Source organism: Obesumbacterium proteus (genome assembly GCF_001586165.1).
In the GTDB taxonomy this organism is placed as follows: domain Bacteria; phylum Pseudomonadota; class Gammaproteobacteria; order Enterobacterales; family Enterobacteriaceae; genus Hafnia; species Hafnia protea.
Genome location: NZ_CP014608.1, coordinates 4,736,149 through 4,751,614 on the forward strand (window position 1 = coordinate 4,736,149; position 15,466 = coordinate 4,751,614).

Below are 15,466 nucleotides of genomic sequence, written 5' to 3' on the forward strand. Positions count from 1 at the left end.
GTACTATTGCGTTTTGATACTTAATCTCTAGGGTGTTGTGGTGAAGATAACTGCGCTGACTGAGTTTGATGCCTACTTTCCAGCCGTCTTTCCTGCTTTTCCGCCAGAAGCGGAAGAGCTGACTGCGCTTTTTAGCCAACACTACCCTCATTTTCTCACCACGTTTCTGATTGATGAATCCGCTGCTAACCACGATTTATCCGCTATGCAGTGGTCAGCCGCAGAAACCTACGCCAAGCTCATGGCAAGCTATCAGCAAGAACACTACGCTGAATACCCCGACAAAACGCCGGAAGCCAAACCGTTAGAATCCCTGTGGGCGCAATGGTATTTTGGTTTATTGGTGCCCCCGATGATGCTGTTGCTGCTCCAGCAATCAGCGCCTCTCGACCCGCATATTCGGCAGTTCAAAGTTCGTTTTCATGAAAGCGGGCGCCCTGAGGCATTTATCTATTATCCGCAGTTAATGGCAGGAGATGCCCGTAACAGCACTCCGCTACAGCGTATGGTGTCCTTGGTTGAGCGTCATCTGATCCCAGCGGTAAACGCGATTGCCCGCCAAGGTGTTTTGAACGCCAAGCTGATGTGGAGCAATATTGGCTATGTGATGCATTGGTATTTAGGGGAATTACGCCCCTTGCTTGGCGATGCGCTTTTCTCACAGCTTGAACAAGCTCTCTTTTTCTCTGCCTCTTTCCCCGATGGCCAAGATAACCCACTCTATCGCACCGTACTAATGCGTAACGGCACTATCCAGCGCCGTACCTGCTGCCAACGCTATAAGCTGCCTAAGATGAAAGAGTGCGGTGATTGCCCGCTCACGCTGGGTTAGAAAGACGGAGTCAACTTAAAACATTCTTATCTATTACTACTAAATCAAGTAATAGCTTTCTTGATCGGCGTCAGAAGAACTCCCCCTCCATTACGTATCCTTGTGCGACTTAAAAACAAAGGATATGTTTTCAATGAATTGGTATATCAAGGCATTAAAAGATTACGCTAACTTTAATGGTCGGGCCCGCCGCAAAGAATATTGGATGTTTGGCCTTATCAACGGCATCGTGTGCGGGATCATATTTGCACTAGCACTCATATCAGGCAGCGCTATCATAAACGTTATCCTGATCTTGTATGTACTTGCGGTTGTCATCCCTAGTATGGCGCTCACAGCCAGAAGATTGCATGACACTGAGCATTCTGGCTGGTTTTACTTTGTTAGCTTCATTCCTTTAGTTGGACCAATCATTCTACTGATCTATCTCTGCAAAGCAGGAACCACGGGCGCGAACCGTTATGGCGCAGACCCAAAAGCTGAGCAACCTGCTGGCATCATTCAATAAGATCGCATCACCACTAACCCACCCATCGGTGGGTTAGACTGCCTTATATATAAATAGAATTAATACCTCATCTGTTAATAACCATTACTCGATTAATTTCATTGAGTTATTTATGGTTATTCTTCAACATTCCTTATTAATTCGTGATGAAGATCACAAAGAAAAATAGTTTTCCCTCATCAGCTCGAAGAAAAGCTACCAAAGCTAACGAGAATAATTATCATTCTGTATCGCATTTGATAAAGCGATGTCATTGACTGGTTAACATCCGGCGATGACCAGATTGCTCACAATTAATTATTAGATCTTCGTGCTTTTTCAAGCAGGGATAATTAGATGAAATACAAAGCGTTTATTAACTCTTCGCTGAAAGCGGCATTGCCAATCGGTTGTTTGGTATTCCCTTTGAGCGCCTTTGCGGATACAGCAACTGATGCCGCAGCACCAAACAATGAAGACAAAATCGTTGTCAGCGCCAAATCCAGTCTCCCACCTCTGGGAAGCTACGAAAACACCGGCACCAAATCCGATCTGACCGCGCAGGATACTCCGCAAACCATCAACACCGTTGAAGGCCAAGAGCTTGATGAGCGCGGTATCAGCTCACTGAACGAAGCTTTGCGCTACGTATCGGGCGTAACCACTGAAAACCGTGGTGGCGCGATCACTCGTTTTGATGAATTCACCATTCGCGGATTCAAAAACAGCGAAAACTATCTCGACGGCCTACAACTGCCTTACAACGAATGGAACATTCAAGGCCAAGTTGATACCTACATGCTCGATCGTATCGAAGTTATGAAAGGCCCCGCATCAGTTTTATACGGTAACGCCTCACCCGGCGGTATCGTCAACATGATCAGTAAGAAACCACAGAAAAACCAAAATACCGATGTAGAATTCGATACCGGCAGTGATAATCGTCGCGAAGGGAAAATCGACTCTACCGGTCAAATTGGCGACAGCGACGTTAGCTACCGCTTTGTGGGCTTAGCCGGTGCCGTTGATGGGCAAGCCGAAGGTTCCAAAAATGAACGCTATCTGTTAGCCCCTTCTCTACGTTGGGATATCGACGATAACAATAGCCTGTTGGTACAAGCTTTCTTCCAAAACGATCCTAATGCCGGCGTTTATACCTCTCTGCCAGGCGAAGGCACCTTCAAGTATTCTCCTTACGGCAAACTGCCAACTGACGTTTATCTGGGCGATCACAATTGGGAAGCCTATAAGCGTAAACAAGAGTCTGTCGGCTACCAGTTCGATCACCGCTTCAGCGATGAGTGGTCTTTCACGCAGAAAGCCCGCTTTATGCACATTACGGCCTATCAGGAAAACACCTACAGCACCGGTCTTGCTGATGATGGCCGCACTCTCGGTCGTCGTATGTACATGACCGATGAGAGCATGGACTCCTTCAACATTGATAACCAGATTGCCGGTAAATTTGATACCGCGTTCCTGCGCCACAATGTATTGCTGGGCTTCGATTACCAGTGGCAGAACAACAAAACCGAGTATCAGGATGCCGCTGCGCCAAGCATCGATATCTTCGATCGCAATAACAATGAGATTAACCGCGGCAATATTGCTTGGGATCCGTCACTCGCCACCAACGTGCGCTATTCAATGCACCAGAACGGCTACTACTGGCAGGACTCTATCGATCTCGACAAGCTGACCATCTTGGCCGGTGGTCGCTATGACCAATACGAGAAGCGCACCTACGGCCTGCAATACGGCGCTAATACAGATGAAACCTTCTCTCAAAGCAAATACACCCAGCGCTATGGCGCGATGTATCACTTTGAAAACGGGATCTCCCCGTATGTTGCTTACTCCGAGGGCTTTGAGCCTTTAGCCGGACGTAACAAAAGTGGTGGCTCTTACAAACCAGAAACCAGCAAGATGTGGGAGGGTGGGGTGAAATTTGCCACACCAAGCCAGAACACCATCTTCACGGCCGCTGTGTTTGATATCAAAAAAGAGAACGCGCTGACGTCTAACCCGAACGGCGTTGATCCCTACGAGAAGTATCAAAGTGGCGAAATCGAGTCGAAAGGCTATGAGTTTGAACTGCGCACTTCCCCGCTGGAAAACCTGCTGTTGACGGCGAACTACGCTTATACCGACGTGAAAATTACCGAAGATGCTAACAAGGCATTGATTGGCAATCGTCCGGTACAAACGGCTAAAGACAACGCTAGCGCATGGGCTAACTACACCATTGACGATACTTTCCTGCGCGGACTCACCGTTGGTGCGGGTATCCGTTACATCGGTCGTATGGAAGCTAACCAGAGCAATACTGAACAATTGCCAGCCGTTACGCTGTATGACATGGCAGCGTCATATGAGTTAGGTAACCTAACGCCTGCGCTGGATAACGCCACGCTGAAAATGGCGGTGAATAACATCACTGACAAACGCTACGTCGCAAGCTGCTACGACAGCAATAACTGCTGGTTCGGTGCAGAGCGCTCCGTGGTCGTGGGTGTGAAATATTCCTTCTAAGTACATCTAAAAATAGGGATGCCGAGCATTTCGGCATCCCTGAATAAAAATACCTTTTAAATTAATTCATTGGCGATTTAGCGCCAGATTCACAACCCGTATCCGCAATCTAGAAATTTGGATAAATGCTGAGCATCGAATTTGTACTCCTCGTAATAATCTAAGGTAAGATCTATGACCCAGTTCTCCTTATCCTCTCAGCAGCAGGCTGCCAAACAACCTTATGATTTTATCGCCATTGGTATTGGGCCGTTTAATCTTGGATTGGCATGTCTCACGCAGCCGCTGTCGCAGGTAAACGCGCTATTTCTCGACCAAAACTCAGGCTTTGACTGGCACCCTGGCATGATGCTGGAAAGTGCTCATCTGCAAACGCCGTTTATGGCCGATCTGGTGACGCTGGCAGATCCAACGCACCCACTGAGTTTCCTGAACTACATCAAACAGCAGGGACGTCTGTACTCGTTTTATATCCGCGAAAGCTTCTTTTTGATGCGCAAAGAGTACAACCAGTATTGCCGCTGGGCGACAGAGCGCCTAAGCAACCTACGATTCAATACCAAAGTTGAGCGCGTGGAGTTCGATCAGGATAGCCGCTGCTATCAGGTGCATTGCAGCGATACGCGCAACGGTCAGAAGTTAACGTTTGAAACGCGCCATCTGGTTCTTGGCACCGGCCCTTCGCCGGTTATCCCTGAGTGCTGCCAGCCCTTTGCCGAACGTATGGTGCATTCCGGCCAGTATTTGCATCACAAGGAAGAGCTCCAAACCCGCCGCTCCATAACGGTGGTCGGCAGTGGACAGAGTGCGGCAGAAATTTATTACGATCTCCTCTCAGATATTGATAAGTATGGCTATCAGCTAAACTGGGTCACTCGCGCACCGCGCTTCTTCCCGCTGGAATACACCAAGCTAACGCTGGAAATGACATCGCCGGAGTATGTGGACTACTTCCACCAGTTGCCCGCAGAAAAGCGTGACCAGCTTAATATGCAAAGCCAGCAGCTTTACAAGGGCATCAACAGCAGCCTGATTAACGACATTTTTGATCTGCTATACATCAAACGCTTGGACGGTCATGTGAATACCCGCTTGTTCACCAATACCGCCCTGACCGGCGTACAAAATACCGCTAACCATAAAACCTTGAATCTGGCGCTGCATCAGCATGAACAGGATCAACACTTCGCTATCGACAGCGAGGCTGTGATCCTGTGCACCGGATATCGCCATCAGCCGCCTGCATTTTTACAACCGATCCATGATCGAATCGCGTGGGATGAAAAAGGCCGTTACGACGTTGCCCGCAACTACTCGATCGATACACAGCACCAAGAGATCTTCGTGCAGAACGCTGAGCTGCATACACACGGTTTCGTCACTCCCGATCTTGGTATGGCCTGCTACCGCAACTCATGGATCCTGCGTGAAATCACCGGAACCGAACACTACCCAATTGAAGAACAAATTGCGTTCCAACAGTTTGCCGCCCCGCAAACCGGAGATTTGTTATGAGTTATATATTTAAGCATCAGGTGGAAAACGTGGGCGATTTTGCCCTACGTCCGCTGGATGCGGTTCAAGATGCCGAGCTGCTGCATAGCTGGGTTAGCCAACCCTATGCCCGCTATTGGGGAATGATGGATCAAAGCGTTGAGCAGGTACGGGATTTCTATCTCGATCTGCTTAAACATCATCCCGACGGCGCATTCATCGGCGTGTATCAAGGGAAACCAACGTTTCTATTGGAACGCTATCAGGCGATCCACGATCCGGTCGGCCAATGTTATCCGGCACAAAACAGCGATTATGGTATGCACATTTTGGTCGCGCCAGCGGATAAACCGGTCAGCGGTTTCACCTGGGCTGTGTTCCAAACCATCGTGGCGTTCATGTTTAGCGATGAGCGCGTCGCTCGTATTGTGGTCGAGCCCGATGTGCGTAATGAGAAAATCCATCGTCTGAACAAACGTGCAGGCTTCGTCTATCAACATCAAATCGAACTCGCAAACAAAACCGCATGGCTAGCGTTCTGCGATCGCGAGCAGCACGCCGCTGCGCTGCGCCATGATGCACAATTCCATTCTGTTTCCCGTCAGGAGACCCACGCATGACCGCTCATACTCAGTTTTCTCATTTGCCTGTGGCAGAACAAAACCGTCACGTTATCGCTCACCTGACCCCCGAACTGTGGAGTAAAGCCAACCGCCTACACGTCCGCAAGGCGATTGCCGAATTTGCGCATGAGCGTCTATTTACGCCTGAATGCGTTAGCCAGTCAACGTCAGCCGATGAAATGGCCGATTACCAACTGGCAGCGCCACAGGACGAGGTGATCTATCACTTCCGCGCTCGTCGCCTAGCCTTGGAACACTGGGCCATTGATGCTGACTCTATTCAAAAAACGCAAAATGGCGTTGAGCAAGAGCTGGACTCGCTGCGCTTTATCATTGAATTCAAAGACGTGTTGGGTATTCCACAGGAGATGCTGCCTACCTATATGGAAGAAATCACCAGCACTTTATACAGCAGCGCTTTCAAGCATCTGCGCGAAGGGGTTTTGATTGAGCATCTGCTCGACGCTGATTTCCAAACGCTAGAAGGCGCCATGATGGAAGGCCACCCCGCGTTTGTCGCAAACAACGGACGCATTGGTTTTGATGCATTTGATTATCAGGCCTATGCACCGGAAGCCGCAGCGCCAATCAACTTTGTTTGGCTTGCGGCACACAAAAGCAAAGCGCATTTCGCCAGCATCGATGAGCTCAGTTACCAACAGTTGCTGGCAGAAGAGCTCACGCCAAGCATCGTTGAAGATTTCACTCAGCAATTGATCGCTCAGGATCTTGATCCGAATAACTACATCTTTATGCCCGTGCATCCGTGGCAATGGCAAAATAAGCTAACAGGGATCTTTGCCCCCGATATCGCCAAGCGTGAGCTGGTTTATCTGGGCATTGGCGAAGATAACTATCAGGCTCAACAGTCCATCCGCACCTTTTTCAATACCAGTCATCCACGCAAGCGCTATGTAAAGACTGCGCTATCGATCCTCAATATGGGCTTTATGCGCGGCCTGTCTCCGTACTATATGGCGACAACGCCGGGCATCAACGAATGGCTGGCCGAACTTATCGAAAACGACAGCTGCCTGCGTGATTATGGTTTCCGTATGCTGCGCGAAGTGGCGACCATCGGCTATCGTAATCACTATTATGAAAGCGCGGTGAGCGGCGATACACCATACAAAAAAATGATGGCTGCGCTATGGCGCGAAAGCCCGCTGGCGCTGATTCAGTCAAACCAGCGTGTTATGACGATGGCGGCGCTATTGCATCAGGATCGCGATGGCAATGCGTTGCTGCCAGCCATGATTCAGGCTTCTGGCTTAGAAACCGGTGAATGGTTGAAGCGCTATCTGCAAAGCTATCTCAGCCCGCTGCTGCACTGCTTGTACACCTACGATCTGGCCTTTATGCCACACGGTGAAAACCTGATCCTCGTGCTGGAAAACCATACCCCGGTACATGTCTTCATGAAAGATATCGCCGAAGAGATCGTGGTGATGGATCCCGATGCTGATCTACCTGAGAAGGCCAAGCGCGTTGCGGTATTCGTACCCGATGAGCTTAAAATCCTGTCGATCTTTACCGATGTGTTCGACGGTTTCTTCCGCTTTATGGCTGCAATTCTGCATGAGCAGGGAAATTACCCGCAGGAGAAATTCTGGCAGCGCGTGACCGAATGCGTGACGGATTACCAACAGGCGCATCCTGAGCTGGCCGAACGTTTCGAGCGCTACGACATGTTTAGCCCGGCCTTCACACATTCTTGTTTGAATCGCCTCCAGCTGGCTAACAATCGCCAGATGATCAACCTCAGCGATCCATCACAAAATCTGAAATTTGCGGGCCAGTTGGATAACCCATTGGTGACTTTTAAATAACGCTCAACGCGACTGGCGCTGACACAAAAAGATAGACGGGTTTACCGCAGGGTACGGTTATACAACGCATCCAACGTTCCCCCGAAAATCAGAATTGAACGACTATAGCCCCTGCCATTTCTTTTTCACTGGGAATGCAGGGGCAAACTCTTTACATAAACCGAGTAATCACCCGACATGTCATCCTATATTGCTGCTTCTAAGCTAACTCGCCGTGCCGTGCTGTTTCCTCTCGCGCTGGTGTTGTTTGAGTTCGCGACCTACATCGCCCACGACATGATCCAACCGGGCATGATCCATGTGGTGCGTGATTTCAATGCAGACGTGAGCTGGGTTCCAACCTCATTAACCGCGTATTTGTTCGGTGGCATGATGCTGCAATGGTTGCTTGGGCCGCTATCTGACCGCGTTGGTCGCCGACCAGTGATGCTGACCGGCGTGATGCTGTTTGTCGCCGCCTGTATCGCTACGCTATTCACCAACAGCATTGAACAATTTATTCTGATGCGTTTTATCCAAGGCATCAGCCTCTGTTTTATCGGCGCCGTGGGATACGCCGCCGTGCAGGAAGCCTTCGACCAAACACTCAGCATCAAGCTTATGGCATTAATGGCCAACGTTGCCTTGATAGCGCCATTAATTGGCCCTCTGGCCGGAGCAGCATTTATTCAGTTTGCACCGTGGAAAAGTATGTTTGCCGTATTTGCCCTAGTGGCATTTATTGCATGGCTCGGTCTATGGAAAGGGATGCCAGAAACCGCGCAGTCACAGGGCGAAAAATTACGCTTAACCTCCCTGCTGGCAGATTATCGACAGGTATTTGGCAATCTGCGTTTCGTCTGTGGCGCGGCATCAATCGGTTTTTCGGCCCTGCCGCTGTTGGCGTGGGTCGCGATTTCACCGGTAATACTGATTGACGGTGAAGGGCTAACGCCTGTGGCGTATGGCTGGTTGCAGGTGCCTATTTTTGTTGCCCTTATCATGGGCAATTTAGTGCTGGCACGCATCGCAGGAAAGATGTCGATTGAAAAACCGCTGTGGCTCGGTGCACCGCCAATCATTGCCGGTCTGGCACTGGCCACCTTTGGCACGCTGTTTACCCCACATGCTTACCTGTGGACCATTGCCGGTTTAAGCCTTTACGCCTTCGGCACAGGATTGATTAACGCAGGATTATATCGCCTCACACTGTTTGCCAGCGATATGCGCAAAGGCACCGTTGCCGCCGCGCTCGGTATGACGACTATTGGCATTTATGCCTTGGGCATTGAGATCGCAAAACGTATTTATCTTTGGCAGGGAAGTGGGATCTTTAATTTGTATGGATTAATCAGCGGGCTGCTTTGGCTGGCTCTGATGTGGGTATTTTTGAAGAAGAAGGCCAGTAGCTAATCTCCGCATACTGGCCGTATCGTAACCCTCCCCTTTGCAGGGGAGGAATTTCGTTTGCGGGAACTATCCCACGACGACCGATAACATACTCAGCGACGCCATCACAATGCCGTCCACCGGCACAGAAATCGGCTCTTCACCGTTCCATGCACCAAGCACATATAACAGCGGCAGGAAGTGTTCCGGCGATGGGTTAGATAATTCAGCGCCTTCATGCTGCATAAAGTTAACCAGCGGATGGTTTTCGCCTTTATAGGCCAGATTCTCACGCACAAAATTATCAAAGCTAAATGCCCACGGATAAGGTTCGGCTTCGCCCTGCCACTTAACCATTCGCAGGTTATGTACCACGTTTCCGCTCGCGACAATCATCACGCCTTCATCGCGCCAAGCGGCGAGTTTCTTGCCTAATTCATAGTGATAATCCGCAGGTTGAGTACCATCAATACTCAGTTGGATCACCGGAATATCGGCATCTGGGTACATTTTGATCAAAACGCCCCAAGTACCATGATCCAAACCCCATTCGCTGGTATCCAAATGCACCATTTCTGGAGCCAGTAATTCCTGTACTCGACGAGCAAGTTCAGGCGAGCCAGGCGCTGGATATTGCGTATCGAACAGTGCCTGTGGGAATCCACCAAAATCATGGATTGTCCGTGGCTGCTCCATCGCCGTCACAAACGTGCCACGGGTGTACCAGTGAGCCGAAACAGCAACAATCGCTTTCGGGCGCGGTAGCGTTTTACCTAACTCGCGCCAAGCCGTAGTGTAGTCATTTTCTTCCAGCACGTTCATCGGGCTACCGTGACCGAGAAATAGCGCAGGCATACGAGAGGTAGTCATAACATTATCCTTTTCTTAGTCTGGCGGAGAGCATCGCCTCCGAATGGTTATACATTACTCAGATTTATCTCGATCGTCTGCCGGATAACCATGATGATGATTGTCAGTAAATTTGAATATCAGACCCAGAGGGGGTTGAGTTATTAGAGTCATTGGTAATAACTTTGTATTCGCTATTTACTTAAAGATAGGTTAAAACAATAATAGGAGTCATTATCAACAAGGAGGCGCTATGTCAGTTCCACTTATTCTGACTTTGCTTGCCGGCGGTGCCACATTTGTCGGCGCGTTATTAGCCATTATCGGACAGAAACCCTCCAACCGGGTTTTAGCCTTTGCGCTTGGCTTTGCCGCAGGGATTATGTTGCTGATTTCTTTGATGGAAATGTTACCCGCCGCGCTGGATACCCAAGGTATGTCGCCGATGCTCGGCTATGGCATGTTCATCATTGGTTTGGTGGGCTATTTCATGTTGGACAGAATGTTGCCGCACCAGCATGCACATGACCTAATGGATGCGCCTAAAGCAGGGAAAACACGCAACCTACGCCGTACAGCCATGCTGCTGACGCTCGGTATTAGCCTGCACAACTTTCCAGAAGGCATTGCCACCTTCGTCACCGCCAGCTCCGATCTCGAGTTAGGGATGGGCATTGCGCTTGCGGTTGCCATTCACAATATTCCTGAAGGCTTAGCGGTTGCGGGGCCAGTCTATGCCGCCACGGGTTCAAAAACCAAGGCGCTATGGTGGGCCAGCGTTTCGGGCTTCGCCGAAATTTTAGGTGGGTTTCTGGCGTTCTTCCTGCTGGGACCGGCCATATCTCCGGTGCTAATGGCCTCAATCATGGCTATGGTGGCGGGTATTATGGTGGCGCTATCGGTAGACGAACTGATGCCGCTAGCCAAAGAGATTGATCCGCAGAATAACCCAAGCTATGGCGTGCTGTGCGGTATGACGGTGATGGGCTTTAGCCTGACGCTGTTACAAAGCAGCCCGCTCGGTTAAGACTCTCCAATCTCCAAATAGCAAAAAGGACAGCCTAGGCTGTCCTTTTCGTGCAGAGCTCAGCGAAATTAGCTCGCAATTTTCTCTTGAGACTGACGGTAAGCCACCAAATCATCGATGGTCACGACTGGCATGTTATGTTTGTTAGCAAACACAATCACTTCTGGCGCGCGCGCCATGGTGCCGTCGTCATTGGTCAGTTCACACAGTACGCCCGCAGAACGGAAGCCCGCTAAAGTTACCAGATCGATAGTTGCTTCAGTATGACCACGACGAGTCAGAACGCCGCCGTTTTGAGCGCGCAGCGGGAACACGTGGCCAGGGCGATGCAGGTCAGAAGGCTTAGCGCCTTCAGCGCTTGCGGCACGCACGGTAGTCAAACGGTCTTTGGCGGAAACGCCGGTCGTCACGCCTTCAGCGGCTTCGATAGTCACGGTGAATGCGGTACCGTAATGGCTGGTGTTGTTGCTAACCATCATCGGCAGGTCTAACTGCAAACGACGCTCTTCGGTGATGCACAGGCAAACAATGCCACTACCGTGACGGATGGTCAGCGCCATCTGTTCTTCAGTCATGGTTTCAGCAGGGAAAATCATGTCGCCTTCGTTCTCACGATTTTCATCGTCAAGCACCATAACGCCACGGCCTTCACGCAATGCAGCTAGCGCACGTTCAACACGTTCCATCGGAGTACCAAAATCGGAAAGTAAAGTCTGATTCATGGTAAAAAAACCTCATTAATTATATGGATTACCAGAATCAGGGCAGCTTTGAGGAGTGGCAAACGTAAGCCTACGGCTAACGCGCCTAATAACGCGAGTGGGACAAACCCAACAGGTATCGTTACTCTCTCCCATCCGGACTCTAACCGTCGGCTCCGGAATTACACCGGATCTGCTGTCCTTACACCTTGCAGCATAAGCGCTCGCGGGCTTTTTATGCTGCGCTTGCCGTGAAAGGCATGCGTTATGCATAAATTTACCGCCGGTGGGGACTTCCACCCCGCCCTGAGAATAAGCAGGTCAACTATAACGCTAATGATTAGTTTGGGCAATCGTCATTCCAGATTATCCAAGAGCGATCACAGAGGTTTATCCATTCGCCAACTCGCATTACACTATGCAGCTATAGCTCTGCTATTGTGCATCAGCTCAATATCATCGTCATTCGTTCTGATAGTGGTTCTTAAGCCCTAACGCATGACCATAACGACCAAGGAACACGCCATGATTGACCCGAAGAAAATTGAACAGATTGCCCGTCAGGTGCATGAATCCATGCCAAAAGGACTGCGCGAGTTCGGGGATGATGTCGAGAAAAAAATCCGCCAAATCCTGCAGGCGCAATTTAATCGTATGGATTTAGTGAATCGCGAAGAGTTTGACGTTCAGACGCAGGTTTTGCTGCGCACGCGTGAAAAGCTGGCGATGATGGAACAACGCTTGGCGGCGCTAGAAGAAAAACTGGCAGCAAGCGAAACACCGGCGGCAAAAGACGCTGAATAAGCGAGTCGAACATGAACGTAAAAACGGAAGCCTAGGCTTCCGTTTTTTATTGCTGCTAGCTAGATAGCTAATGGGAGTTTAATCCGCTTTCCATCGCCCGCCGTGGTAACAAAGCCCACAGCGCGGCTAGCATCACGATGGCATAAATGCTTTTCCAGCCAACCATGTAGAGCAATAACAAACACAATACGCTGCCTATCGCCGCCATCAGGCGCGAACGGCCTTTGAGTAGGCGACAACCTGCCAGCATGCATAGCAGATAGATCATGATAAAAATGCCGTTGGCATAAATAATCAGTTCATCCAAAGCCACACCTAGCGCATAAATACCCACCGCGCACAGCAAACAGCAGCCCAGAACAACATTCAGCGCGTTGACCGGTGCCTGACGCGGCGAAAGCTGTGCCAGACGGCTTTGTGGTTTCAACTGAGCCTGTGACCATACCAGTCGAGCAAAGCTTTGGGTGTAAATATTGAGGCTGGCAAAACAGGCCAAATAACCAATAATGCAGGCGACCCATAACGCTTTTTGACCAAATAGCTGTACGACGATCCCTGGCAGCGAGGCAGCTGCGGCTTTTTCCGCACCGAAGGCATTGAAATGCAACACTGCAACCGTACAACCCCAGTACACCACGCCAGCCAGCAACAAGCCGATCATCAATGCACGAGGAAAATCACGCTCGGGATCTTTAAATTCAGAAGCCAAATGGGCAAACGCTTCTAATCCGACAAAACACCAAAACATCACGGCCAAAGCGGAAAAGAGATTATGAGGACTCACATCTGACGGGGCAGGGAATGGAATCTCCGCCGGTGATATTCCGCCACGCCACCAAATGGCTGCGACCAAAGCGACCACCAGTCCGGCGATCAGCGTCTGTAAGTTCGCGCTGGAACCCGCTCCGCGAGTGCCCAAAAACCACACCACCATCAGAGTGCCGATTTCCACCAGCAGCAGTTCCCAACCGTGCCAGCCAAACATAGCCTGCCAAAAGCCAGCCGCAATTTGCAACGCCGCAGGTAAACCAACGGGGATAACGGAAAGAAACAGCCAGCCGGTCACTCGCGCCATATGCGGCCCAAATGCCATACCAACAAAATGAGCGGCACCGCCCGCACTTGGGAAGTGACGCCCTAGCGCAGCGAAACCAATCGCGATCGGAAACACAAGGACAATAAGAATCGGCCATGCCCACAGGCTATCATTGCCAGCCACTAGCGCCGCTAATGCAGGCACAGCAAAGACGCCCGTGCCTAACAGCGATGTGGATAACAGCCCTATTCCCTGAGCCAGTCCTAGCTCTTGCTTTAATCCGCTCACAATATGTTCCGCTTAGCATTCATCGGGAGATTATTCGTGGCCCTGACGAATCGTTTTGATGATATTGGTGGTTGAACAACCATCTTCAAAATTCAGCACACGCACTTCACCACCGGCAGCGATCACTTCTTTCCCGCCCGCAATGTCTTCAGGCTTGTAGTCACCGCCTTTAACCAGCAGATCCGGCAATACCTCAGAGATAATGCGCTGCGGCGTATCTTCTTCAAATGAGATAACCCAATCCACGGCTTCCAGCGCAGCCAGTACGATCATACGCTGTGCTAATGCATTGACCGGACGCTCTTCGCCCTTCAAGCGTTTAGTTGATGCATCGCTGTTTACCGCAACGATCAGGCGATCGCCCAATTTACGTGCGTTAGCCAGATAAGAAACATGTCCCGCATGCAGAATGTCAAAGACACCGTTAGTCATCACCACTTTTTCGCCACGCTGACGAGCGTTGGCAACGGCGGCTTTTAACTCTTCTTGGCTCATAACGCCAAAGCCCGTCTCGCTGCGTCCGCGAATGGCATTTTCCAGCTCGATAGGTGAAACGGTAGAAGTCCCCAGTTTACCCACCACCACGCCTGCGCCCGCATTGGCTAAGAAGCAAGCCTCTTCCAATGACGTTCCTGCGGCGATAGCCGTTGCCAGAACACCAATCACCGTATCGCCAGCACCGGTCACGTCATAAACTTCTTGCGCCTGCGTCGGCATATGTAACGGTGGCTGGTTGTGCTGCAACAAGGTCATGCCCTGCTCAGAACGCGTAACCAACAGCGCGGTGAGCTCAAATTCACGCATCAGTTGTAAGCCGCGCTCAACCAATTCTTCATCGGTTTTACAACGGCCAACCACGGCTTCGAACTCAGACAGATTTGGCGTTAACAGCGTTGCGCCTCGGTAGCGTTCAAAATCGGTACCTTTAGGATCAATCAGCACAGGCACGTTCGCCGCACGCGCTAATTGAATCATCTGTTGAACCGAATTTAATGCCCCTTTGGCATAATCGGATAAAATTAACGCACCCAGTTTTGGCAATGCGTGCTGAATTCTTTCAAAGATTGGCTGAGGATCAATGCTGCCAAAACCCTCTTCAAAGTCGAGACGAATCAGCTGCTGATTACGCGATAAAACGCGCAGTTTAGTAATCGTTGGATGCGTCGGCACAGACACGAAATCGCATTTAACGTTAACTTCACCCAGCTTAGCGCTTAGCGCTCTTGCTGCATCATCGATACCGGTTAAACCCACCAAACGAGCATTCGCGCCAAGCGACGCAATGTTCATTGCCACGTTGGCCGCACCGCCTGGACGCTCCTCGACGGTATCCACTTTAACCACCGGTACCGGTGCTTCAGGTGAAATACGGCTAGTAGGTCCATACCAGTAGCGATCTAACATGACGTCACCCACAACCAGCACGTTGGCATGACGGAAATCAGGTAGGGTTACTTTCATCCCCGGACTCCAAAAAAGACTAAGATTGTGCGCGATATTATCACACCCAGCGCTATTTCTATTACACCCTTCTTGCGGGGTGTAGCTGCTCGCTGACTGCAACTCCACGTAATTTATGTATACAATAGAATCTCA

Annotated in this window: 13 protein-coding genes and 1 riboswitch; of the genes, 9 read left to right on the top strand and 4 right to left on the bottom strand. The window is 50.3% G+C overall.

Annotated features, from left to right (window positions below):
- Positions 1–40 precede the first annotated feature (40 nt).
- The 7 genes from fhuF (at position 41) to DSM2777_RS22165 (ending at position 9,189) form a co-directional block, all read left to right on the top strand.
- Complete coding sequence (gene fhuF / locus DSM2777_RS22135; protein ID WP_082790906.1) at positions 41–832, top strand: siderophore-iron reductase FhuF; 792 nt, start codon at positions 41–43, stop codon at positions 830–832.
- A gap of 133 nt (positions 833–965) precedes the next feature.
- A complete protein-coding gene (locus DSM2777_RS22140) occupies positions 966–1,340 on the top strand; it encodes a DUF805 domain-containing protein (protein WP_061555164.1) in 375 nt (124 codons plus the stop codon).
- A gap of 336 nt (positions 1,341–1,676) precedes the next feature.
- The gene (locus DSM2777_RS22145; RefSeq protein ID WP_046459181.1) at positions 1,677–3,851 is read left to right on the top strand and encodes a TonB-dependent siderophore receptor; all 2,175 of its coding nucleotides are present in this window, start codon (positions 1,677–1,679) and stop codon (positions 3,849–3,851) included.
- A 174-nt stretch (positions 3,852–4,025) separates the two neighbouring features.
- Complete coding sequence (locus DSM2777_RS22150; protein WP_061555165.1) at positions 4,026–5,366, top strand: lysine N(6)-hydroxylase/L-ornithine N(5)-oxygenase family protein; 1,341 nt, start codon at positions 4,026–4,028, stop codon at positions 5,364–5,366.
- Positions 5,363–5,965 (top strand): GNAT family N-acetyltransferase, encoded by a 603-nt coding sequence (locus DSM2777_RS22155; protein ID WP_046459183.1) that lies wholly within the window; start codon positions 5,363–5,365, stop codon positions 5,963–5,965. Before DSM2777_RS22150 ends, DSM2777_RS22155 begins: the two co-directional genes overlap by 4 nt.
- Positions 5,962–7,797, top strand: a complete 1,836-nt coding sequence (locus tag DSM2777_RS22160; RefSeq protein ID WP_061555166.1) for an IucA/IucC family protein — start codon at positions 5,962–5,964, stop codon at positions 7,795–7,797. Before DSM2777_RS22155 ends, DSM2777_RS22160 begins: the two co-directional genes overlap by 4 nt.
- A gap of 177 nt (positions 7,798–7,974) precedes the next feature.
- On the top strand, positions 7,975–9,189 hold the full coding sequence (locus DSM2777_RS22165; protein ID WP_046459185.1) for an MFS transporter: 1,215 nt from the start codon (positions 7,975–7,977) through the stop codon (positions 9,187–9,189).
- Between the two features lie 63 nt (positions 9,190–9,252).
- On the opposite strand, the gene ygiD is transcribed toward DSM2777_RS22165, so the two are convergent.
- A complete protein-coding gene (ygiD, locus tag DSM2777_RS22170; protein ID WP_061555167.1) occupies positions 9,253–10,035 on the bottom strand; it encodes a 4,5-DOPA-extradiol-dioxygenase in 783 nt (260 codons plus the stop codon).
- A 232-nt stretch (positions 10,036–10,267) separates the two neighbouring features.
- On the opposite strand from ygiD, the gene zupT reads away from it, so the two are divergent.
- Positions 10,268–11,041, top strand: a complete 774-nt coding sequence (gene zupT / locus DSM2777_RS22175; protein WP_061555168.1) for a zinc transporter ZupT — start codon at positions 10,268–10,270, stop codon at positions 11,039–11,041.
- A gap of 68 nt (positions 11,042–11,109) precedes the next feature.
- Here the strand turns inward: zupT and ribB are convergent, their stop codons facing one another.
- A complete protein-coding gene (gene ribB / locus DSM2777_RS22180) occupies positions 11,110–11,763 on the bottom strand; it encodes a 3,4-dihydroxy-2-butanone-4-phosphate synthase (RefSeq protein ID WP_025799042.1) in 654 nt (217 codons plus the stop codon).
- A gap of 119 nt (positions 11,764–11,882) precedes the next feature.
- Positions 11,883–12,060, bottom strand: a riboswitch (FMN riboswitch).
- A gap of 207 nt (positions 12,061–12,267) precedes the next feature.
- Between ribB and ubiK the strand changes: the two genes are divergently transcribed.
- Positions 12,268–12,546, top strand: a complete 279-nt coding sequence (ubiK, locus tag DSM2777_RS22185) for a ubiquinone biosynthesis accessory factor UbiK (protein ID WP_040046240.1) — start codon at positions 12,268–12,270, stop codon at positions 12,544–12,546.
- Positions 12,547–12,613: 67 nt separating this feature from the next.
- Here ubiK and yjeH read toward each other — a convergent pair whose 3' ends face one another.
- Complete coding sequence (gene yjeH / locus DSM2777_RS22190; protein WP_061555169.1) at positions 12,614–13,870, bottom strand: L-methionine/branched-chain amino acid transporter; 1,257 nt, start codon at positions 13,868–13,870, stop codon at positions 12,614–12,616.
- 30 nt (positions 13,871–13,900) lie between these two features.
- Entirely contained in the window at positions 13,901–15,331 is a 1,431-nt protein-coding gene (gene hldE / locus DSM2777_RS22195; protein WP_046459188.1) for a bifunctional D-glycero-beta-D-manno-heptose-7-phosphate kinase/D-glycero-beta-D-manno-heptose 1-phosphate adenylyltransferase HldE, read from the bottom strand.
- Between the last annotated feature and the right edge of the window lie 135 nt (positions 15,332–15,466).

Bases quoted from the DNA above. Each gene is read 5' to 3' on its own strand.
- DSM2777_RS22140 (WP_061555164.1), top strand. From the start codon at position 966: ATGAATTGGTATATCAAGGCATTAAAAGATTACGCTAACTTTAATGGT.
- DSM2777_RS22145 (WP_046459181.1), top strand. From the start codon at position 1,677: ATGAAATACAAAGCGTTTATTAACTCTTCGCTGAAAGCGGCATTGCCA.
- DSM2777_RS22150 (WP_061555165.1), top strand. From the start codon at position 4,026: ATGACCCAGTTCTCCTTATCCTCTCAGCAGCAGGCTGCCAAACAACCT.
- DSM2777_RS22155 (WP_046459183.1), top strand. From the start codon at position 5,363: ATGAGTTATATATTTAAGCATCAGGTGGAAAACGTGGGCGATTTTGCC.
- DSM2777_RS22160 (WP_061555166.1), top strand. From the start codon at position 5,962: ATGACCGCTCATACTCAGTTTTCTCATTTGCCTGTGGCAGAACAAAAC.
- DSM2777_RS22165 (WP_046459185.1), top strand. From the start codon at position 7,975: ATGTCATCCTATATTGCTGCTTCTAAGCTAACTCGCCGTGCCGTGCTG.
- ygiD (WP_061555167.1), bottom strand. From the start codon at position 10,035: ATGACTACCTCTCGTATGCCTGCGCTATTTCTCGGTCACGGTAGCCCG.
- zupT (WP_061555168.1), top strand. From the start codon at position 10,268: ATGTCAGTTCCACTTATTCTGACTTTGCTTGCCGGCGGTGCCACATTT.
- ribB (WP_025799042.1), bottom strand. From the start codon at position 11,763: ATGAATCAGACTTTACTTTCCGATTTTGGTACTCCGATGGAACGTGTT.
- ubiK (WP_040046240.1), top strand. From the start codon at position 12,268: ATGATTGACCCGAAGAAAATTGAACAGATTGCCCGTCAGGTGCATGAA.
- hldE (WP_046459188.1), bottom strand. From the start codon at position 15,331: ATGAAAGTAACCCTACCTGATTTCCGTCATGCCAACGTGCTGGTTGTG.